The organism is Aliiruegeria sabulilitoris (assembly GCF_001558155.1).
Lineage (GTDB): Bacteria > Pseudomonadota > Alphaproteobacteria > Rhodobacterales > Rhodobacteraceae > Tropicimonas > Tropicimonas sabulilitoris.
This window is the reverse complement of sequence record NZ_LOAS01000009.1, coordinates 139,818-160,836: the sequence shown is the minus strand read 5'-3', so window position 1 is coordinate 160,836 and position 21,019 is coordinate 139,818. Positions and strand designations below refer to the sequence as shown.

20 protein-coding genes are annotated in these 21,019 nt (G+C 65.5%); 5 read left to right on the top strand and 15 right to left on the bottom strand.

Annotated elements, in window-relative coordinates; genetic code table 11:
- A complete protein-coding gene (locus AX756_RS09540) occupies positions 1-1,149 on the top strand; it encodes a sodium ion-translocating decarboxylase subunit beta (protein ID WP_082739030.1) in 1,149 nt (382 codons plus the stop codon).
- 238 nt (positions 1,150-1,387) lie between these two features.
- On the top strand, positions 1,388-1,753 hold the full coding sequence (locus AX756_RS09535) for a cupin domain-containing protein (RefSeq protein ID WP_068310419.1): 366 nt from the start codon (positions 1,388-1,390) through the stop codon (positions 1,751-1,753).
- A 46-nt stretch (positions 1,754-1,799) separates the two neighbouring features.
- Here the strand turns inward: AX756_RS09535 and AX756_RS09530 are convergent, their stop codons facing one another.
- The 9 genes from AX756_RS09530 to AX756_RS09490 form a co-directional block, all read right to left on the bottom strand.
- Positions 1,800-3,161, bottom strand: coding sequence for an ArsB/NhaD family transporter (locus AX756_RS09530; protein ID WP_197431068.1), 1,362 nt, complete (start codon positions 3,159-3,161; stop codon positions 1,800-1,802).
- Positions 3,154-3,669: a CBS domain-containing protein gene (locus AX756_RS09525; RefSeq protein WP_068310415.1), complete on the bottom strand. Its 516-nt coding sequence runs from the start codon at positions 3,667-3,669 to the stop codon at positions 3,154-3,156. The genes AX756_RS09530 and AX756_RS09525 overlap by 8 nt, the downstream gene beginning before the upstream one ends.
- A 327-nt stretch (positions 3,670-3,996) precedes the next feature.
- Complete coding sequence (locus tag AX756_RS09520) at positions 3,997-4,695, bottom strand: M48 family metallopeptidase (RefSeq protein WP_068310413.1); 699 nt, start codon at positions 4,693-4,695, stop codon at positions 3,997-3,999.
- Positions 4,696-4,744: 49 nt separating this feature from the next.
- The gene (locus AX756_RS09515) at positions 4,745-5,611 is read right to left on the bottom strand and encodes a DMT family transporter (RefSeq protein WP_068310411.1); all 867 of its coding nucleotides are present in this window, start codon (positions 5,609-5,611) and stop codon (positions 4,745-4,747) included.
- Positions 5,612-5,691: 80 nt separating this feature from the next.
- A complete protein-coding gene (locus tag AX756_RS09510; protein WP_068310409.1) occupies positions 5,692-6,873 on the bottom strand; it encodes a vWA domain-containing protein in 1,182 nt (393 codons plus the stop codon).
- A 304-nt stretch (positions 6,874-7,177) separates the two neighbouring features.
- Positions 7,178-8,140, bottom strand: a complete 963-nt coding sequence (locus tag AX756_RS09505; protein ID WP_068310407.1) for an NAD-dependent epimerase/dehydratase family protein — start codon at positions 8,138-8,140, stop codon at positions 7,178-7,180.
- 166 nt (positions 8,141-8,306) lie between these two features.
- Positions 8,307-8,471, bottom strand: a complete 165-nt coding sequence (locus AX756_RS09500; RefSeq protein WP_068310405.1) for an apolipoprotein acyltransferase — start codon at positions 8,469-8,471, stop codon at positions 8,307-8,309.
- A 30-nt stretch (positions 8,472-8,501) separates the two neighbouring features.
- Positions 8,502-9,869, bottom strand: a complete 1,368-nt coding sequence (locus AX756_RS09495; RefSeq protein ID WP_068310403.1) for a DUF2927 domain-containing protein — start codon at positions 9,867-9,869, stop codon at positions 8,502-8,504.
- Positions 9,870-9,871: 2 nt separating this feature from the next.
- Complete coding sequence (locus tag AX756_RS09490) at positions 9,872-10,333, bottom strand: GNAT family N-acetyltransferase (RefSeq protein WP_068310401.1); 462 nt, start codon at positions 10,331-10,333, stop codon at positions 9,872-9,874.
- Between the two features lie 173 nt (positions 10,334-10,506).
- Between AX756_RS09490 and AX756_RS09485 the strand changes: the two genes are divergently transcribed.
- Positions 10,507-11,418 carry a DMT family transporter gene (locus AX756_RS09485; protein ID WP_068310399.1) on the top strand — a complete coding sequence of 304 codons (912 nt, stop codon included), beginning with the start codon at positions 10,507-10,509 and terminating at the stop codon, positions 11,416-11,418.
- On the opposite strand, the gene AX756_RS09480 is transcribed toward AX756_RS09485, so the two are convergent.
- The 4 genes from AX756_RS09480 to AX756_RS25590 form a co-directional block, all read right to left on the bottom strand.
- Positions 11,394-12,836: a protein adenylyltransferase SelO gene (locus AX756_RS09480; RefSeq protein WP_068310397.1), complete on the bottom strand. Its 1,443-nt coding sequence runs from the start codon at positions 12,834-12,836 to the stop codon at positions 11,394-11,396. The genes AX756_RS09485 and AX756_RS09480 overlap by 25 nt on opposite strands.
- 75 nt (positions 12,837-12,911) lie before the next feature.
- Complete coding sequence (locus tag AX756_RS09475) at positions 12,912-13,457, bottom strand: RSP_2648 family PIN domain-containing protein (protein ID WP_068310395.1); 546 nt, start codon at positions 13,455-13,457, stop codon at positions 12,912-12,914.
- Complete coding sequence (locus AX756_RS09470) at positions 13,457-14,662, bottom strand: RSP_2647 family RNA methyltransferase (protein ID WP_068310393.1); 1,206 nt, start codon at positions 14,660-14,662, stop codon at positions 13,457-13,459. Before AX756_RS09470 ends, AX756_RS09475 begins: the two co-directional genes overlap by 1 nt.
- A 47-nt stretch (positions 14,663-14,709) precedes the next feature.
- Entirely contained in the window at positions 14,710-14,850 is a 141-nt protein-coding gene (locus AX756_RS25590; protein ID WP_156461439.1) for a hypothetical protein, read from the bottom strand.
- 234 nt (positions 14,851-15,084) lie between these two features.
- Here AX756_RS25590 and edd point away from each other — a divergent pair, with 234 nt between their 5' ends.
- Positions 15,085-16,890: a phosphogluconate dehydratase gene (edd, locus tag AX756_RS09465; RefSeq protein WP_068310391.1), complete on the top strand. Its 1,806-nt coding sequence runs from the start codon at positions 15,085-15,087 to the stop codon at positions 16,888-16,890.
- Positions 16,891-17,002: 112 nt separating this feature from the next.
- Positions 17,003-17,641, top strand: coding sequence for a bifunctional 4-hydroxy-2-oxoglutarate aldolase/2-dehydro-3-deoxy-phosphogluconate aldolase (gene eda, locus AX756_RS09460; RefSeq protein WP_068310389.1), 639 nt, complete (start codon positions 17,003-17,005; stop codon positions 17,639-17,641).
- A 244-nt stretch (positions 17,642-17,885) separates the two neighbouring features.
- Here eda and AX756_RS09455 read toward each other — a convergent pair whose 3' ends face one another.
- Positions 17,886-18,158, bottom strand: a complete 273-nt coding sequence (locus AX756_RS09455) for a hypothetical protein (protein WP_068310387.1) — start codon at positions 18,156-18,158, stop codon at positions 17,886-17,888.
- The gene (glnE, locus tag AX756_RS09450; protein WP_068310385.1) at positions 18,155-20,956 is read right to left on the bottom strand and encodes a bifunctional [glutamate--ammonia ligase]-adenylyl-L-tyrosine phosphorylase/[glutamate--ammonia-ligase] adenylyltransferase; all 2,802 of its coding nucleotides are present in this window, start codon (positions 20,954-20,956) and stop codon (positions 18,155-18,157) included. The genes AX756_RS09455 and glnE overlap by 4 nt, the downstream gene beginning before the upstream one ends.
- Positions 20,957-21,019: the final 63 nt, after the last annotated feature.

The following is a 21,019-nucleotide window of genomic DNA, read 5'->3' as shown; positions in this document are numbered from 1 at the left end:
ATGGAAGCCACCACAACAGAAATGTCCAGGCTCGCAGAGCTATGGTCGCTGACCGCTTTCCCGGATCTCACCATTCAAATGGTGGTGATGTGGGTGGTCATCGCCGTGCTGTTCTACCTCGCGGTCTGGAAGCAATATGAACCGCTCCTGCTCATCCCTATCGCCTTTGGCGCGTTGCTCGCAAACCTGCCCACGCAGGGTATGATCAACCTGCCGCATGGCGATCACCCGGGCGGGCTCTATTACTACATCAAGCTCGGCATTGATTACGAGATCTTCCCGCCGCTCATCTTCCTGGGCGTCGGGGCTCTGACCGACTTCGGTCCGCTCATCGCCAACCCGCGCACGTTGCTGCTCGGCGCGGCGGCCCAGTTCGGGGTCTTCGCGACCTTCCTGGGCGCCACGGCCATTGGCTTCTCGCCCCAAGAAGCGGGTGCCATCGGCATCATCGGCGGCGCGGACGGTCCGACCTCGATCTTCCTGGCCAACAAGCTCGCGCCGCATCTGCTCGCGCCGATCGCGGTGGCGGCTTACAGTTACATGGCCCTCGTGCCGATGCTGCAGCCGCCCGTCATGCGGGCCCTAACCACGGAAGCCGAGCGCAAGATCCGCATGAAGTCTCTGCGCCAAGTATCCCGCCTCGAAAAGCTCATCTTCGCCGGCATGGTCACCATCGTCGTCATCCTGCTGGTTCCGGCCGCCTCGGCCCTGATCGGCATGCTGATGTTGGGCAACTTCCTGCGCGAAAGCCTCGTGACCGAGCGCCTTGTGAAAGCCGCCCAGAACGAGCTGATCAACGTCGTTACGATCTTCCTCGGAACGTCGGTCGGCATCACCATGACCGGTGAAGCCTTCCTCAAAGCCGAGACGCTGAAGATCCTCGGCCTCGGCGTGATCGCCTTCGGCATCGCGACAGCCTGCGGCGTGCTCATGGCCAAGCTGATGAACGTCTTCAGCAAGAACAAGATCAACCCGTTGATCGGTTCTGCAGGCGTCTCGGCCGTGCCCATGGCGGCACGTGTGAGCCAGGTGGAAGGCCAGCGCGCGGATCCGGGCAACTTCCTACTGATGCACGCCATGGGTCCGAACGTGGCCGGCGTGATTGGTACGGCCGTTGTCGCGGGCTACTTCATCGCCTCCTACGGCTGATCTCCAGCCGACCAAGGCAATTGACATCGCCCCCGTCCGGGAAACCGGGCGGGGGCTTCTTTTTTGGTCCGGCCGGGAAGGGCGACAAGCCACAGCGACGCCATGGCCGCGACAGCCAAATGCTTCGACCCAACCTGTCTGGCCCAGTTTCTTCCGTGAACCGAAAGAATCGGGCTAGGCTGACCGGACCGCGTCATCCGGCGACCGGATCGGGTCACGCAACCTATTGGAGGCCAGAATGCAGTATTCCATCCTGCTCGAAGACGCCGAGGGCGTGTCCTATTTCGAAGACCGCACCGTCGATGTCCCGTTCCGGGAGTTCGCCCCGCCCGCGGCGCCGCTTCAGATCTCGGAGTTGTATCCGGCGACGGGCTTTGTTTTCCTGACGCTTCCGGCCGGCTGGAAGGGTGTTCAGCACCGCTCGCCGCGCCGCCAGATCGCCGCGATCCTGTCGGGCCGGTTCCGGGTCGAGGCGGGTTCGGGCGAGGTGCGGGATTTCACCGCCGGAGACCTGTTCTGGATGGAAGACACGACGGGTGCGGGACATGTCTCCTCGGCAGAAGATGGTGTGCCGGCGACCATGGTCATCACCCAACTCGGCTGACGGCGCGCCTTCGCGCGTCTCGGAGGATGCGTCCGGGTCCTCTCCCTCAGAAGTAGCGGAGCCAGATATACACGTTGGCGATGATCAGCGTGAGGATCATGATCGGGAAGGCGATCTTGGTAAAGGCGATGAACCCGATCGGCTGCTTGGCCTTTTCGGCGAATGCGGCAACGGTCAGGTTCGCCGATGCGCCGAGCAGCGTCCCGTTCCCGCCGAGGCAGGCGCCAAGCGCCAGCGACCACCAGAGCGGCTCGATCTTGTCCGGACCGAACGTGTGGGCGGTGGACTCGATCATCGGGATCATCGTCGCCACAAAGGGGATATTGTCGAGGATCGCCGAGAGGATTCCCGAGGCCCAGAAGATCAGGAAGGCCGTCCACATCAGGTCGCCTTCGGTGAAATCGAGCACGGCTTCGGCAAACATCTCCAGCAGGCCAACATGCTCGACCCCGGCCACGATCACGAAGAGGCCGCCGAAGAAGAAGATCGTCACCCATTCCACCTCGCCGAAGACATGGTGGAGCGTCTCTGACTGTGCATCCGGCTTCTGGTGGCCATAGGCCAGCAGCATCAGCAGCGCGGCGCCCGCGAGCGCGGCGGTGCCCGGCTGGATGCCATAGCCGTGGCCCATGGTAAAACCGGCCAGCACCAGTGCCAGCACGAAGAGCGACTTGTACATCAGCACCTTGTCCTGGATCGCGCCGGAGGCGTCGAATCCCATGATCCGTTCGCTGGCCGATTTCGGAATGCTGCGCAGCGCCTTGCGGTTCATCAGGTAGATGATGCCGGTCAGAACAACGAGGCAGACCGCGGCGATCGGCGCGAGGTTGAACAGGAAATCGTTGAAGCTGAGGCCCGCCGCGGAGCCGATAATGATGTTGGGCGGGTCACCGATCAGCGTCGCCGTGCCACCGACATTGGAGGCCAGGATCTCGGCCACGAAGAACGGAAACACCTTGGTTTCCAGCGCTTCCGTGATCAGAAGCGTGATCGGCGCGATCAGCAGCACGGTGGTCACGTTGTCCAGCAGCGCCGAGAAGATCGCCGTGATCAGCGTCAGCATGATCAGGATTCCGGTCGGGTCCGCCTTGACCGTCTTGGCCGCCTTGATCGCCACGAACTGGAACAGGCCGCAGCGGCTGGTAATGGCGACGATCACCATCATGCCGATCAGCAATGCCAGCGTGTTGGCATCGACCCCAGCCACGGCCTGCGCCTGGTTGATGATCCCAAAGAGGACCATCAACGAGGCGCCGAGCATGGCGAGAACCGCCCGGTTCACCTTCTCGGTGATCAGGACGGCATAGACGAGCACGAGAATGCCGGTGGCGAGCCAGAGCGGATCGACACCCAGCATGTCCGGAACGGAAATGGCGGCTGCGCCATGTGATGCGGCTTGTTCACTCACTGTTTGCGTTCTCTGTTTCTTCGGGTTGGGCCAGCACGTGGTCCAGGAGCGAGTTGGCACTCATTGTGCCGACGAAGCGGTTCGTTTTCGGATCCACAAGGATCACGTGCCGTTTGTATTGGTGTATCAGGAAGATGCCTTCCATGACCGGCGTCTCGGGCGCGGTCACGGGGATGTTGTCGGGGTTGGAGAGGTTGTCTCCGACCTTCTCGTGCTTGAGTTGTTGGAGGCGCGCGTTGAAATCTTCTTCCGACAGGCTCATGAAGCCAAGGCTGCTCAGCGGCACCCGCGAATGGCTAAGCCCGATCAGAGCCGCCTTGGGCAGGATCAGCTTGAGCAGAGTCGGGGCCGTGAACACGCCGACATATTTGCCGTCATGATCGACCACGGGCAGGAAACGCGCCCGGCTGCGCTTGATGATGTTGAAGGCTTTCGCAACGCTCTCCTCCGGATGGATGGTGTTCTGCACCTCCGGCGAGACCATCACATCAAAGCATGTCAAACCCATATCTGACCTCGAGATTTCCACAGTGGGACCGCCTGCTTGGCATCGGAGCCAATGACCGGCGACATCGCCATTGGGCTCGCCCCACACAGTAAGCCGCTGTTGCGTCACTGCAATGGCTGCTTGATCTCACTGTTTCGCGGTTTGCGCTACGCACCCTATTGCATAGCCGCTTTAACCTGGCCGCCGAAACGGGGCGCCAAGGACAAAAAGATACAGGATTCTTGTGAATTGCGGCCTATTGGTCAAAGCGCCGCGCGCCCCGCCCCGGTCACCAGGGCGCCGGGCAGCGGCGAAGCGAAGCAGCCAGCGCCGCCTCCTATCCGCCTCCTACGTGTCGATCCTGGGAGTATTCCAGCGCGCTTCCCGCGCTTCGATCGCCGCGATACGGACATCGCTTTTGGGGTGACTCATCAGCCAGGCGGGGGTTCCCGCCCCCAATCCGCCGGTCAGTTTCTCCAGCTTGGCAAACAGGCTCTTTTGCGGCCCGGTCCCGATTCCCGACTTGACCAGCAGGGCCGAGGCGTAGGCATCGGCCTCGAACTCGTCCTGCCGGCTCAGCCTCGCTGCCAGCAGCGAGGTCAGCGCCCCCGCGATTACCACGCCAATACCCGGCAGGAAGCGGTTGATCATGCCCGCCAGCGCGACCCGCATGGCGTTCTGGCCGGAGAAATCGATCATCCGACGCCGGGAGTGGCCGAGCGCGACATGGCCCATCTCGTGGGCGATCACGCTGGCGATCTCCTCGTCGCTCACCTCGCCGGCCCGATAGCGGTCATAGAAGCCTCGGGTGATGAAAATCCGCCCGTCCGGCGCTGCGAGGCCGTTGATCGGGGCGACCTCGTAGATGAAGACGCGGATCCGTTCGAGGTCCAGCGCCTTGGCCATCCGGTCCAGCAGCCCGCGCAGGCGGGGGTCGGCCAGCTCGGAGGAGCGGGCATCGAGATCGCGTGCGGTCTTCCAGGCCGAGAAGCGATACATCGCCAGCCCGTAGAGCAGCATCAGAAGGAGCGGAGTGAGCTTGATCATGGATCATGATATGGGCCTGCGAAGCCACTTCGGCAAGCCTTCAGGCGCGCTAGCCGCGCCGCGATGGACGGCTGGTTGCCAATGCGACAGCCGCGAGGATAGCCGCTGCGCCGGCCGCACCATAGCCCGTCGGCACATCGCCGAAGAGCACAAGGTCGAAGCCGAGAGCCCAAAGCAGGCCAGTATATTCAAGCGGCGCAAGTCGCGAGACCGGCGCGCGCGCAACGGCTTCGGCGGAAAGCACGTGGGCGGCGCCGCCAAGCAACCCTGCCGCGAGCAGCCAGCCAAGTGTCGCCGCATCCGGCGTCACCCAGCCGAAGGGTGCGGTTGCAAGCCCGGCAACGCTGCCGGTCAGGGCGAAATAGAACGCGATGGTCGTTGGCCGTTCGGTTCGTGTCATGCTGCGGACATGCACCCGGACAAACGCCATGGTGAGCGCGAAGCCAAGCCCGGCGGCGACGCCGATCATCCTGTCCGTGCCGGGCAGCGTGAGCGGTTCGCCGAGCATGAGTAGAACCCCCGCGAGCCCGGTCTGCGTGGCAAGCACGATCTTCCCAGAGATCCGTTCGCCTGCCAGAAGCGCGGCCATCGGCAGGGTCAGCACCGGCGCGAGATATGCGAGCGCCTGGGCCGTGGCGACCGTCAGGTAGGCCAGCGAGACGAGGGAGAGCGCCATGGACAGAACGCCAAAGAGGCTCCTTGTGACATGCAGCCCCGGGTGGCGCGTGCCGAACGCGGCAGGAAATTCGCCGCGCAGCATCATGTAGCCGACAATCGGAACGACCGCCCCCGCGGAGCGCCAGAACAGGATCTGCCCGATCGGCAACTCCGCCGAGAGGAGGCGCACAATGGCCGACATGGCCGTGATCAGGAAGACCGCGGACAGAAACAGCGTGGCGGCGGGCAAGCGGGGCATTGGCGGGCATCGGCATGTTGGGAGACGTCCGCCGGCGATAGCCGTGTCGGGACTTGTCTTCAAGCATTGGCGCGTTCGGATCAGCCGAGGGTGCGCATTCCACGCTCGATCCCTTCCAGGGACATCGGCACCATGCGGTCGTCAAAGATCTGCCGGATCATGGCGATCGACTGGGTGTATTGCCAGTGCCGCTCCGGTGTCGGGTTGATCCAGAGATTGTCCGGCCATTGCTCGCGCGCACGCCGCAGCCAGAGCTCGCCCGATTCCGCGTTCCAATGCTCGTTGGCGCCGCCGGGTTGCACGATCTCGTAAGGGCTCATCGAGGCATCGCCCACGAAGATGCATTTGTAATCCGGACCATAGGTGTTGAACACCTCCCAGGTCGGGGTCTGCGCGTCCCAGCGGCGCCGGTTATCCCGCCAGACGCCCTCGTAGAGGCAATTGTGGAAGTAGTAATATTCAAGGTGCTTAAACTCGGTGCGTGCGGCCGAGAACAGCTCCTCCACCACCTTGATGAACGGGTCCATCGAGCCACCGACATCGAGAAACATCACCACCTTGACCGCGTTATGCCGCTCGGGGCGCATCTTCACGTCGAGATAGCCGTGATCGGCGGTGGCGCGGATCGTTTCGTCGAGATCCAGTTCCTCATGCGCGCCGTGCCGCGCCCATTGGCGCAGCCGCTTGAGCGCGACCTTGATATTGCGGGTGCCAAGTTCCACCGTGTCGTCCAGATTGCGAAATTCCCGCTTGTCCCAGACCTTGACCGCGCGCTTGTGGCGGCTCTCGTGCTGGCCGATGCGCACGCCCTCGGGATTGTAGCCATAGGCACCGAAGGGCGAGGTGCCGGCGGTGCCGATCCATTTGTTGCCGCCCTGGTGGCGACCTTCCTGTTCCTTGAGGCGCTCCTTGAGCGTCTCCATCAGCTTGTCGAAGCCGCCAAGCGCCTCGATCTCGGCCATTTCTTCCTTGCTCAGATGCTTCTCCGCCATCTTGCGCAGCCAGTCCTCCGGCAGGTCCAGAGCCTCCATGACCTGTTCGACACTGATCGCCTCGATGCCGTCGAAACTGGCGGCGAAGACGCGGTCGAAGCGGTCGAGGTGGCGTTCGTCTTTAACCATGGCGGCGCGGGCAAGATAGTAGAACCCCTCGAGATCATAGGTCACGAGCCCCGCCGACATCCCCTCCAGAAAGGAAAGGTACTCGCGCAGGCTTACCGGCACGCCACCGTCGCGCAGGTTCTGGAAGAAGGGCAGAAACATCGAGCCTCCCGGGTTTCATTGCCTGCCACCCTCCCGTGGCGGCGCGCCAAGGTCAACACCCGCCCCGCTCCGGTAGAACGTTCCCCAATCGCCCGAAGGGCGCCACCCCCAACGCTTTTTGTCGGGCGTCAGCCCGGCGAAAAGGGGCGGGAGCGCTCCCGCCCGTCGCTCGCGCATCAAAGATGCGCTCCTCCCGTTGGGCCGGGCGCGCCTTCGGCGCGTTGGCAACCGTACCGGACTCCGCGACCGAGGCCTCCCGCGCGCCAGCGGCAAACGCTTGGTCCGCGATTCCCTTTCGACAGGTTCAGGAGAGCTTTCCCTTAGCCAGAAGCTTTTGGAAGGCGTCGAAAGTTGTTCGTATCCCCTCCTCCGGCGTGACCGACGGATAGGCGCCAAGATGCGCCCGGATCGGCGCGTCGCTCAGATCGGGCGGAATTGGAAGCAGCGTGCCCACCGTGCGCACCGCATGGCCTGGGGCCACACGCGACAGGATCTCGAGCCCTTCCTCGATGCTCATGCAGGTGCCGTTCAGATCGAACACCGGCGCGCCCTCTCCCTCGCGAGCCACAGCGGCGATGAAGGCCGAGGCGGCTTCGCCCGCGTAGAGCCAGCTCACCGGCCCCCCAAACGATATATCGAAAGCCTCGCCCCGAGCGGCGTGAAGCAGCGCGACACTGAATTCGGAGGTCATGCCCAGATCCCGCCCAACGCCGTAGACCACGTTCGGGCGAATTCCGACCGAGGGCACCTGCCAGTCGAGCCAATAGACCTGCGCGGTATGTTCGTTCGCCAGTTTGTAGGCGCCATAGAGCGTGGCGATGGTCGGCCCGCCCGGTGGCATGCCGTGGATGGCAGAGGAGCTGGCATAGGCCAGCCGTTTCAATCTGTTACGTCGCGCAAGCTCGAGCACGTTGATCGTACCCTCAACATTCACGCGCGCGCCGGCGGCCGGGTCTGCCTTGCAGAAGGGCACCATCAACCCCGCCAGGTGGATGATGGAGCGAATTCCATGCGCGTCGCAGATCTCGGCGAGGCGGGCGCTGTCGGTGATGTCTCCGGTCTCCCAGATCAGCTCCGCGGCTGCTTCTCCCAGAAGCAATGCCGGCCGTGTCCGGTCGTCGCGCAGATCGAAGGCGACGAGGTCGACTCCGGAGGGGGCAAGGATCGAGACCACCCAGGAGCCAATACAGCCCCCAGCCCCGGTGACCAGAACGGGGCCGTCAAAACGGGACGGGTCCACCAGAAACGGGTCTGTCAGAAAATCCATGCGCTCCTCCCCAGGTTGCAATCCGGAGAGTGTGGCGCGGAAAATGCCGGCGGTCGAGCCTTTCCGAAGGCCGTTTCCGCTCTGGCCCGCCTGAAAAAACTCACGAAGTCGGTCTGAAAACCCCAAGTGCGGCGGCTGCCGTTCCGCTCGGGCCAAAGCAGGCCGCCTAAAGCAACCGCTCAAGAACGATCGTGACAATCAGGCCGCAAAGCGCCAGCGCAATGGCATAGCCGGCCGCGTATTGGGCGATATCCGCCGGCTTGCCGCCACGCTTGCGCGCCAGCATGCCGCCCCAGATCGCTCCGCCGATCGATGCCAGAATGACAATCATCTTTGCCCCCGCTATTGCTCGCGCACGGGCTTACCCGCCTGCCGGGGCGGGGGCAAGGCTGGCAATCTCGCTCGCGCGCTGCCGCACCAGATCGTCGGAGCCGAACCCGTAGCGCGCCCAGCCAATCGCCTCGTTGCGTTCGGCGCGCGCCTCGGTCAGCCGGCCCTGAAGCTCCAGCGCTTCCGCCCGCATCAGCATCAGCGTCGACAAGAGCGCCGCATTCTCGGCCGCACGCACCGCCGGAAGGCTCTCATCCACCAGCCTCAGGGTCGCGTTGGCCTCGCCCGCGCTGAGCGAGAAGGCGCCGAGCTGCATGGCGACATGGGCGGCCTGAATCTGGGTGTCGGGGAGCGTGCGATAGATGTTCGAGGCCTCGACAAAGGCAGAAAGCGCCTGGTCCGGGGCCTGGTTGAGCGAGAGCCGTCCGTAGGCATAGAGCGAAAACGCCATCCGCGTATCGCGCCAGCCGGCCGCACGGGCAAGTTCTACCGCGCGTCGCGCCTGTTCGCGGCGATGGGCCGGCGCACCGCGGGGCCCGAGCGCATCCTCTATCGCCTCGATCCAGATATGCGGCGTTGACGGCGCGGGCGGCGGTCCGCTGCGCTGCCCGGCCGGGTTGAGACGAGCGAGGATCGAGGGCAGCGCATCGGCCACCTGTGCACGCCCCATGCCGTTGGCCAGCGCCTTGTCATAGGTCACCCGCAGCATCAGCATGTCGAAACCGGTCAGCACGGTATGGAAATTGTCGTCGTTGAAGACCGAATCCGGCAGGCGGTAAAGGTCGTTGAGCGGGCCGAGCGCCTGCGCGATCTCCTCGTGCAGGCAGTCGCGGGCCTCCTGCGGGCTGACATCGCCGGGAAGGAAGACAGAAGCCACCTCGCGGCTCTGAAGCGTGGTCCAGTCAACCTTGTCCGAGCGGCGCGCCTTGCGGAACTCCTCCCAGCCACGCACGCGCGGGACGACGAAGCAGGCGGCTTGGGGAACGGCGCGCTGCAATTCGCGGCTCGGCAGCACCTCGACGATGATCGCAGCCTGCTCGCCCGGGCGCGCGGCGCGCACGGGCACGCCCGCCTCGCGCTGCAGCCGTCCGATCAGGCGTTCGAGGTCGCGGCGCAGCGACGGCGCGGCATTGCCGCGAAGCTCCAGCGGAATATCGCCCTCGAACCGGGTCAGTCGCGGAATCTCGCGCCCGCTCTCCAGCTCGAAGGTCAGTTCGAGAAAATCGCCAGCCAGTTCGCGATTGCTCCGCACGCTCGGCGTGACGCGCGCGGCGGAAAAGCTCAGCATTGGCGGCAGGGTGCTGACATCCGTTGTCCGGCGCTGCGCGATATCGGCCGAGGGCCCGGGCGCACAGGCCGCCAGCACCAGCGTGAGCGCGGCCGCTCCAAGCGCGCGCAACCTCACGAGAGCCTCCGGTTATAGCGGATGAAAGGGGTCAGTGTTCCGATCCGGTCATAGAGCTGGCGCGCAGTGGCGTTGAAGTCCTGCGTCAGCCAGTAGACGGAGGGCCCGCCCGCCGCATCGGCGGCCTCGTAGACCGTTTCGATCAACGCACGCCCCACGCCCATGCCGCGCGCATCGGGGTCGGCATAAAGATCCTGAAGGTAGCAGGTGTTTTCGACCCGCCACATATGGCGGTGAAAGACGTAGTGGACGAGACCGACGGCGCGGCCATCCCGAATGGCGAGCCGTCCGTGAAACTCCTGCGGATCCGGCGACAGGAGGCGGGCAAAGGATGTGCGATAGACCTCCTCGCTGACGGAGGTCTCGTAAAAATCGAGATAGCCGGTCCACAACCGGCGCCACTGCGCTTCGTCCCCTGCCTCGATGGGACGAACCGTCAAATCTGCTCTGTCGGACATGTTTTTCGGTCCTTGTTATGAGGCGAGGCTACAGCGGGGGTGATTCGGCGGGAACCGTTTTGCGCCTTTTCGGCGTTAACAATCGAGAGAGCGTTGCAGGGCTGCCTCTGTTGCCGGGCGCATTGACTTATCGGATGTGGAAGCGCAGAGGCAGGGAAAACGCGAGGGTGAGCATGCAGCGCAGAGACAGGATCGACACATTCGGCGCGCTCGCCCTGATCGGGTTTTCCGCTTTCCTCGGCTTCAACCAGGTCATCATCAAGGTGGTGAACGAGGGGCTGCAACCGGTCTTCTGGGCCGGGTTGCGCTCGCTCGGGGCCATTCCCTGCATCTGGCTGCTGATGCGGCTTCGCGGGCGGCGCCCCGATCTGCGCCGGGAGACATGGGGCGGAGGTCTGTTGCTCGGGCTCGCTTTCTCTTTCGAGTTCGTTTTCCTGTTCCTGGCGCTGGACCTGACCACGGTCACGCGCAGCTCGGTCATCTTCTATTCGATGCCGGTATGGTTCGCGATCATGGCGAATTTCCTGCTGCCCGGCGAAAGGCTTACCCGGAACCGCTTGGCGGGCCTCCTACTGGCGTTTGCCGGCGTTACCTGGGCGATTGTGAACCGGGGCGGCGGCGCTGGCGAGGCCAGTCTTGCCGGCGATCTCTGCGCGCTTGGCGGGGCGATCTCCTGGGCGGCAATTGCGCTTGTCGCGCGCGGAACGAAAATCTCCGGGGTCGACGCGCAAACCCAGCTTCTGTGGCAAGTGGGCATTTCCGCGCCGATCCTACTGGCGATCTCGCCGCTATTCGGGGAATTCCTGCGCGATCCGCAGCCGATCCACTGGTGGGGCCTGGGTGTACAAATCGTGTTCGTGGTCTCGGTCGGCTTCACCGTCTGGCTCTGGCTGCTCTCGGTCTACCCGCCGGCCTCGGTCGCCGCTTTCAGCTTTCTCACACCGATCTTCGGCGTGAGCATGGGCTGGCTGATCCTCGGCGAAGACATCCAGCCGGGATTGATCGGGGCGCTCGCGCTGGTGATTGGCGGGCTGGTCCTGATCAACCGGCCGCGACGGCCTCAGGTGCCACAGAAGGTACGGTGAACCCGCTCCTCCTCGAGCGGCGGGCGAGCGAGATCGGCCAGATCGCCGGGCAGATCATCAAACGGCCGGGACAGCGCCGCGACCAGTCGCGTCGTTGGCGCAAGGTCTCCATCCAGCGCCGCCGCAATCGCCTGCTCCACCCGGTGGTTGCGGGCAATGATCGCCGGGTTGACCTGTTTCAGCCGCGCTTCAAGCGCCTCCGGTTCGGGTTCACGGGCCAGTCGCGCGCGCCAATCCGCCTCCCACTGGTCAAAGGCCGTGGGATCGGTGAACTGGTCCCGCGCCGCGCCCGTGGCAAGGGCGCGGAACGTGTTGGTGAAATCGGCCTGCTCCTCGGCCATCCGCTGCAACAAGCCGGCCACCAACGCATCGTCCTCCGGCTCCTCGGTCACAAGCCCAATCTTGGCTCGGAAGGTGGCGCTCCAGTTTTCCCGCAGCAGGTCGGGATAGCGTTCCATCGCCGCCTGCGCCGCCTCCAGTGCGGCGTCCTGATCCGCATCGACCAAGGGTAGCAGCGCGCTGGCAAGCTGGGCGAGGTTCCAGCCAAGGATCTCCGCTTGCCGGCCATAGGCATAGCGCCCGCCATGGTCGATGGAGGAATAGACCGTCGCCGGGTGGAACGTGTCCATCATCGCGCAAGGGCCGAAATCGATGGTCTCGCCGCTGATTGCGGTGTTGTCTGTGTTCATCACGCCGTGGATGAAGCCGATGCCCAGCCATTGGCAGACGAGCCGCGCCTGGCTGGCGATAACGGCATCAAGGAAGGCCAGCGGTCCGTCCGCCTGTGGAAAGTGGCGCTCTATCGCGTGGTCGAGCAGCGCTGCCAGCGCCTCGGTATCCTGTCGCGCGGCGAAGAACTGGAAGGTGCCGACGCGGATATGGCTGGCGGCCACGCGGGTCAGAACGCCGCCGGGCAGGTAAGCCTCGCGCCGTACATGCTCGCCGGTGGCGGTGACGGCCAGCGAACGGGTGGTCGGGATGCCGAGCGCATGCATGGCCTCGGAGAGGATGAATTCGCGGATCACGGCCCCCAGCGGCGCGCGCCCGTCACTTCCGGGGCGGGAGAAGGCGGTCAGGCCGGAGCCCTTGAGTTGAATATCCCGCCGCGCGCCATTCCGGTCGATCACCTCGCCCAGAAGGATCGCCCGCCCGTCGCCCAGAACCGGCGAGAAGCCCCCGAATTGATGTCCGGCATAGGCCTGCGCGAGCGGCTCCGCGCCCTCGGGCACGCCATTGCCCGACAGGAAAGCCACGCCTTGCGCGGATTGCAGCGCCTCAGCGTCAAGCCCCAGTTCCTCGACCAACCCGAGGTTAAGCAGCAGCAATTCCGGGGCCTTCACCGGCACCGGCGCCTGCCGCATGAAAAACCGGCCGGGCAAGCGGGCATAGCTGTTGTCGAAAGGGATCTGAATGGTCATTGGCGCGCTCCTGTCCCTTGCAGATAGGCGAAGGGGCGGCATCTATCCAGCCCGAGGCCGCAATAGGCGCGTTGCTCAGCTGACGGACAGCGCCTTTGCCAGTCGCGGCAGGCGGGCCTTTTTAAGCAATTTGCGCAGCTCATGCGGCGCATCGTCGATCTGCTCGGCGCGGGCAAGCACGCGGGCGGCGACCTTCTCCAGTGCTGCCGGGTGATCGAGCCAGAGCTGATAGAGAAACCCGTCCGGCTCGGCCCGCTCCAACCCTTCCTCGAAAAGGGTGTGGCGCGGAAAATCCTTGCGGTTCAGCGTCACGATCACGTCGGCGGAACCGGCAATTGCGGCGGCCAGAACGTGTATGTCGTTCTCATCCGGCAACCACAGGCGTTGCAGGTCGCCATCTCGCGGCGCAATGCAGGCTTTCGGCCAGTTGGCCCGGGCAACCGCGATCTCGCCGCGCGCCTGCACCTCGTCGAGCGGACCACGCCGCGCCGCTGCCCGCGCCCATTCCTCCAGCAGTCGCTCGGACCAGAGCGGGGTGAACAGCCCCTCGCCCGCCGCACCGAGCAGCATCTCTCGCATCACGGTCGGGTAGAGCACGCAGGCGTCGAGCAACGCGCGCATCAGGGCGCGAGCCGGAAGAACAACACCTTGAGATAGCCGCTCTCGGCCAGTTGCGGCAGCATCGGATGATCGGGGCCGGCATAGCCGGTGCGCAGCAGTTGCGCCCGGCGTCCGCCCCGCCCGATGCCTCGGGCCGAGGCGTTGCGGAACTTCGTCAGATCCGCTGCATGCGAACAGGAGCAAAGGCCGAGATAGCCACCCGGCGCCACCAGCGGCGCGGCGAGCCGCGCGACACGTTCATAAGCGCGCAGCCCGGCATCGAGCGCCTGACGCGAAGGAGCAAAGGCGGGCGGATCGCAGATCACGAGGTCGAACTGCGCCCCCTCCCCGGCCAGCGCTTCCATGGTGGCAAAGGCATCGCCCTTGCGCGTGCTCAGCCTGTCGTTCATGCCTGCGGCGCGCGCCCCGGCCTCGGCCAGATCCAACGCCGCGGCCGATCCGTCCACGCAAGTCGCCGAAACGGCGCCCGCAGCCAGCGCGGCGAGGCCGAAGCCGCCGACATGGCTGAATACGTCCAGCACCCGCGCGCCCTTGGCGAGCCGGGCGGCAAAGGCGTGGTTGGGACGCTGGTCGTAGAACAGTCCCGTCTTCTGCCCGCCCAGAAGGTCGGCCATGTAGATCGCGCCATTCATCGGCACCTCGATCGGCGCATCGACATGCCCCGTCAGAACCGCCGTTTCCTCCGGCAGCCCTTCGAGCCCACGCGCCCGGCCCGTGCCGTTTTTGACAATGGTGCTGCAACCGGTCACTTCGGTCAGCGCCGCGGCGATCTCGTCGGTCAAGCGGTCCGCCCAGGCGGCATTGGGTTGCAGCACGGCGGCGTCGCCAAAACGGTCGATCACCACGCCCGGAAGCCCGTCGGCCTCGGCGTGAACGAGCCGGTAGAAAGGGGAATCGTAAAGGCGCTCGCGCAATTCCAGCGCGCGGGCGATCCGCCCGGCCAACCAGGATCGGTCGATCACGGCCTCCGGGTCGCGGTCGAGCATCCGGGCGATGATGCGGGAGGCGGGGGTTACGGCGACAACCCCCAAGGGGCGGCGCTCGGAATCCTCCAGCAGCGCGATGCTGCCCGGGGCCAGCGCCTTGGTGCGCCGGTCGGTGACAAGCTCGTCGCTATAAACCCAGGGGAAGCCATGGCGCAGCGCGCGCGCATCGGCCTTGGGGCGCAGGCGAACAACGGGGAGTGTTTCTGTCTGATCGATCATCCGACCGACCTATCCTCTGCGCGAGGCAAGGGAAAGGGTGAAGCCGCTCAGACCGCCTGACCGGCATCGCGACGAAACGGGCGGGCGACGAGGCGGCCGGTGGCCAGTACAAGGCGCACAAGGGCGTCGGCGCGTTGCCGGGAGGCTTCGGTCTGGATCTCGTGCAGGTGCAATTCGGTGTCGTTCATCTGTATCTCCGCGCGTTTCTGGTCGGTCCGTGGTCTCCTCTCCCTGAGCCGGGTGATACGTGCGGGACAGTTTCCGAACCAGCGCACTCTTGGAAACTCCGCCTTGCAGGCTCGGCATGACCGCGATAGCGAGACAGAAGTCGCATCCCTGTGGCAGTATGTGCAAACGCAAGAAGAATTGACCCGTTAGCGCTAACGTGCTAGCCCGCGACCAATAAGGAAGGAGCGAGTCCCATGAGCCTCAACCCCACCGTCGCAAAGGTGACAGACCGCATTATCGAACGCAGCCGCGGAAGCCGGGAGCAATATCTCGACCAGATGCGCGCAGCGGTGGAAAGCGGACCGGCACGGGCGCATCTGACCTGCGGAAACCAGGCCCATGCCTATGCCGCAATGGGCGCGGACAAGGCGGCGCTTGCCGCCACCCGTGCCCCCAATATCGGGATCGTGACCGCCTATAACGACATGCTGTCGGCCCATCAGCCCTTCGAGCATTACCCGGAACTGATCCGCAAGGCCGCCCGCGCAGCCGGCGCGACCGCACAGGTCGCCGGCGGCGTTCCGGCCATGTGCGACGGAGTCACCCAAGGCCAGGCCGGCATGGAGTTGAGCCTGTTCTCGCGCGACGTGATTGCCATGTCGGCCAGCGTGGCGCTCAGCCATAACTGTTTCGATACCTCGATCTATCTGGGCGTTTGCGACAAGATTGTTCCCGGACTGGTGATGGCTGCGGCCTGTTTCTCGCATCTGCCCGCTGTCTTCCTGCCCGCCGGCCCGATGCCGAGCGGCATTCCCAATGACGAGAAGGCCAAGGTACGCCAGCAATTCGCCGCTGGCGAGGTCGGGCGCGACAAGCTGATGGAGGTCGAGATGGCCTCCTATCACGGCCCCGGCACCTGCACTTTTTATGGCACGGCCAATTCCAACCAGATGCTGATGGAATTCATGGGACTGCACCTGCCGGGCGCGAGCTTCGTGACGCCGAATACGCCCCTGCGCGATGCGCTGACCGAGGCGGGCGCGAAACGCGCGGTAGAGATCACCGCGCTTGGCAATGAATTCACCCCGGCCGGCGAGGTGCTCGACGAGCGCGCCTTCGTCAACGGCATTGTCGGGCTGATGGCGACGGGCGGGTCCACCAACCTGCTGCTGCACCTGCCTGCCATGGCGAAAGCGGCGGGCATACAGTTGGCCGTGGACGACTTCGCAGAACTGTCGGAGGTGACGCCGCTTCTGGCCAAGGTTTATCCGAACGGGCTGGCCGATGTGAACCACTTCCACGCCGCCGGCGGGCTTGGCTACATGATTGGCCAGCTGCTCAAGGTGGGGCTCCTGCATGACGACACCCGCACCGTCGCGGGCGAAGGTCTGGCGCTCTATACCCGCGAACCGAAGCTGCGCGATGGCGAACTGGTCTGGGAAGAGGGCGCCGGAGAGAGCCTCAACGACAAGATCCTGCGTCCGGCATCCGACCCGTTCCAGGCGTCCGGCGGGGTAAAACAGCTCAAGGGTTCGCTCGGCCATGGCGTGATAAAGGTCTCGGCCGTGGCCCCGGAGCGCCGCGTGATCGAAGCCCCCGCCCGCATCTTCCACGATCAGGGGTCGGTCAAGGCAGCCTTTCAGGCCGGCGAGTTCACCGAAGACACGGTGGTGGTGGTCCGTTTCCAGGGCCCGGGCGCGAATGGCATGCCCGAGCTCCACAACCTGACCCCCATTCTGGCCGTGCTGCAGGACCGCGGCCTGAAGGTGGCACTCGTCACCGACGGCCGCATGTCTGGCGCCAGCGGCAAGGTTCCGGCTGCTATCCATGTCAGCCCGGAGGCTGCCATGGGCGGGCCGCTCGCGAAGCTGCGCGATGGCGACCGCGTGCGGGTCGATGCCAACGCGGGCAGTCTGGATGTGCTGGAAGCCGATTTCGACAGCCGCGCGCCCGTGCAGGTAGACTTGTCTGCCAATACTCGTGGCATCGGGCGGGAATTGTTCGCCACGTTCCGCGCCAATGCCGGCCCCGCAACCGAAGGCGCCTGCTCGGTGCTGTGACGCCTGCGGCATCGAAACCGGTTGACCCCACACGGCCCACACTCTCTTTGTGCACGCGCCGTGACTGAGCATTTTGCCGGCCTCTCCCCTGCCGGATACGAAAGGAAACTCGATGACCCCTCAGGAAGCCTCCCTGAAGTCCGCCGAAATCTGCCAGCTCGCCCCCGTGGTGCCGGTGCTGGTGATCGATGACGCCTCCAAGGCACGCTCGCTGGCAGAAGCGCTCGTCTCGGGCGGCCTGCCGGCGCTGGAGATCACCCTGCGCACCCCCGCGGCCCTCGACGCCATCCGCGAGATGAGCAAGGTCGAAGGCGGCGTCGTGGGCGCGGGAACGCTGCTCACCCCCGAAGATGTACTGGCCGCCAAGGAAGCCGGCGCGCTCTTTGGCGTCTCGCCGGGCGCGACGGACCGCCTGCTCGACGCCTGCGAAGATGCCGACCTGCCGCTGCTGCCCGGTGCCGCGACGGCGACCGAGGCCATGCGGCTGCTCGAGCGCGGCTACACCGTGCAGAAGTTCTTTCCCGCCGAAGCCGCCGGTGGCGCACCTGCGCTCAAGGCCATCGGCGCCCCCCTGCCCCAGATCAAGTTCTGCCCCACGGGCGGCGTCTCTCTCGCCAACGCCATGGATTACCTGGGCCTGCCCAACACGCTTTGCGTCGGCGGAAGCTGGGTCGCCCCCAAGGACAAGGTCGTGGCCGGCGATTGGGACGGCATCCGCGAGCTTGCCCGCGCAGCCGCAGCCCTGAAATAAAATTCTTCCAATAGACTGCGCCGATACCGATTTGTCGGCGCAGCACACCCACCAGATCGTTCGAGCGTTCCCCCAGGATATCTGGAGACAGAAGACGTAAGAGCTGTCTTAATTTCATCTTTCCCAAAATACCTCCGGCGGAGGCTCGATCCGCAGGATCGTTCCCGCGCGCGAAGCGCGCGCCACCGAACGGTTTCGCCCTCCGCAAACGCGCCACTCTGGTTACGGGAAACGTCCGGGCAAACTACTCGCGACCGCGCCGGCCGCGCCAGCCGCCACGTCGCGCAGCGGGACGCCCCTGCGCCAGCCCCTCGCGGAGGACCGCGCTCATCGGATGATCCGGCAAAGGCTCGGCATGACGCGAAACAAGTTTCGCGACAGCTTCCTGCGTGGCGACACCCTCGGGTAGGGATAATGCCCAATCCATGAATATCGAACGGCATTCCGCTGTGCTGATCCCTTCAATCCGATAAGCCTCTGCGATCAACGCCTTGGGATCATAGCGATCGCCTTTCATGCCTTTCCCTTTCCACCGATATCCGTGCGCTCCAGCGCCGCATCGATGATCTCGGCGGAGACCGCCCGCCGCGCGGCCAGCTCCGCCATCAACGCGTCGAGATCTTCCAATCCGGTCTCGCGCGCCAGCACTTCCTTTGCGCCTTGCCCCAGCGTTTCCGGATCCAGCGGACCATCCACCAACAAGCGTCCCACGCTCTGCACCGACCGCGCGAGCCGATAAGTCGCCGTCAATTGCTCGGCCTCCGCCTTGCTCAGCCAGCCGTGGCGCGCCGCGGCGGCCAATTGCGGCGGTGTGCGCCTTGCATGCGCCGACGTCAGCAGCGCGCCGGCCTGCGCCAGCAATTCGATGTCCTGCATCCCACCGGGGCCGCGCTTCACGTCGAGCGGACCTTGCTGCCCCTTCGCCTCCGACAGCCGCCGGCGCATGTCGCGCACGTCCTCCAGTACCTTCGCCACATCCCGCGGCTGTTCCAGCACCGAGAGGCGCACTGCCTCGACATCCTCCTTGAGCCGCAGCGATCCCGCGACCGGTCGCGCCCGCGTGAGCGCCAGATGCTCCCAGGTCCAGGCCTCGTTCTTCTGGTAGCTCTCGAAGGCAGAGAGCGAGGTCGCCACCGGTCCCTGCTTGCCCGACGGTCGCAGGCGCATGTCGACCTCGTAGAGACGCCCCTCGGAGGTCGGCGCTGTAATGGCCGTCAGCACCGCCTTGGTCAGCCGAGCATAATACTGCACCACCGGCAGCGGGCGCGGGCCATCGGACACCTCGGCATCGCCCGCATCGTAGATCATTATCAGGTCCAGATCGGAGCGGGAATTGATCCACCCCGCACCGAGCGAGCCCATACCGACAGCGACCCCGCCCCGTCCGGGCATCCGGCCATGTTTATGGGCGAAATTCTCGACGACCGCCGGCAGGAGCGCGGTCAGAACCGCCTCGGCCAGATCGGCATACTGGCGCCCCGCTTCGGCGGAATCGACGATACCGCGCAGCAGGTGAACGCCGACCCGGAAATGCCATTCCTTGAGCCAGCGGCGGGTTTCGTCCAGTTGTTCCTCGTAGTCATCCGTCTCATCGAGCAATTGGCCAAGCGCCACACACAGCTCCATCTTGCCAGGCCAGGGCGCGAAGAACCTGCCGCCGATCACCGCGTCCAGCACACCGGAGTTGCGTGACAGGTAGCTCGCCAGCGCCGGCGCGGTGGAGGCGATATCGACGATCAGCGCCCGCAGATGCGGGTTGGCCTCGAACATGGAGAAGAGCTGCACACCCGCCGGCAGCCCCGAAAGGAAGCCGTCAAAGGCCGAGAGCGCCTCGTCCGGGCGCGGCGCCGCGTTCAGCCGCGCCAGAAGATCCGGCTTCAGCCGTTCGAAGATCTCCTGCGCGCGCTCGGAGCGCAGCGCCGGATAGCGCCGCCAGCGCGAGACGATCTCGGGCTCCGCGGTCGGCGTCGAAGCCCCGCCTCCCTTCTTCCCGGGCGCGAAAAAGCCCTCCGCGGCCTCGCGCACCTCGACCAGCCGCTCGGCGATGCCCGCCTTGAAGGCCGCCGTGTCGCCCTGCCCGCACATGCGCGCGATGCGGTCGAACCCTTCCGCGCTCGTGGGCAGGGCATGGGTGCGCGCATCGGCCACCATCTGCACCCGGTGCTCGATCTCGCGCAGGTAGCGGTAGTGATCGGTAAAACTGGCCGCCAGCCGGTGCGGAATCCATCCCGTCTCGGCCAGCCGCGCCAGCGCCGGCACCGTGCCGCGCAAGCGCAGGCTCGCATCCCGCCCCCCAGCGATGATCTGGCGGGTCTGGGTGAAGAACTCGATCTCGCGAATGCCGCCCGGCCCCAGTTTCAGGTTGCGCCCCTCAAGGCTGCCGGTCTCGTGCAGCCCTTTGTGCTCCTTGATCTTCAGCCGCATGTCATGCGCATCCTGGATCGCCGCGAAATCGAGATGGCGGCGCCAGATGAAGGGCCGCAGCCGCTCCAGATAGGCCTCCCCCGCACCAATGTCGCCACCGCAAGGGCGGGCCTTGATATGCGCCGCCCGCTCCCAGGTGCGCCCGACCGACTCGTAGTAGCGCTCCGCAGCTTCCATCGCCAGGCAGACCGGGGTCACCGACGGGTCCGGCCGCAAGCGCAGATCCGTGCGCCAGACATATCCCTCGCCGGTGATATCGCTCAGAAGCGACGTCATTCGCCGCGTCGCCTTGATGAAACCGGACCGGGCCTCGAGAAAATCGCCCATCTCGTAACGGCTCTCGTCGAAGAGCATGATCAGGTCGATATCGGAGGAATAGTTCAGTTCATGCGCACCCATCTTGCCCATGGCCAGCGCCACCATGCCGCCCGCATCATCCAGATCGTCGAGCGTCTTTCCCGGAAATTTGCCCCGCTCGAACTCGCGCGCCAGCACCGCCTTCATCGCGAGATCCACCGAGAGATCGGCGAAATCGGTCAGCGCGCCGGTCACCTCCTCCAGCGACCAGACGCCTGCCAGATCGGCCAGGCCGGCCAGCAACGCCACCCGGCCCTTCGCCTGCCGCAGCCCCGTCTTGAGGTCGGTCTGGGACATGGGCCTCAGGCGCTCGAACTCGCTTGCCAGAACCTCTCCCGGATCCCGGAAGAGTGCTTCGGCAAGCCACTCCGGCTGCCGCGCCATGAGGCCGCGCAGGTAGGGGCTGCATCCGGCTGTTCCCGCGAGCACCTCGCGCATTTCCGGCGGCAGTTCCGCGAACAGGGACTGCGCATCCGCGCCGGCCTCGGCATCGAAGGGAATGGGTGAACGGGTGATCCGGGCAATGAAACTCATGCCCGTTTGATGGACCGCCACGCCGCGCCGGTCAATGACATGCCGCTTGCCGGAACACACGCG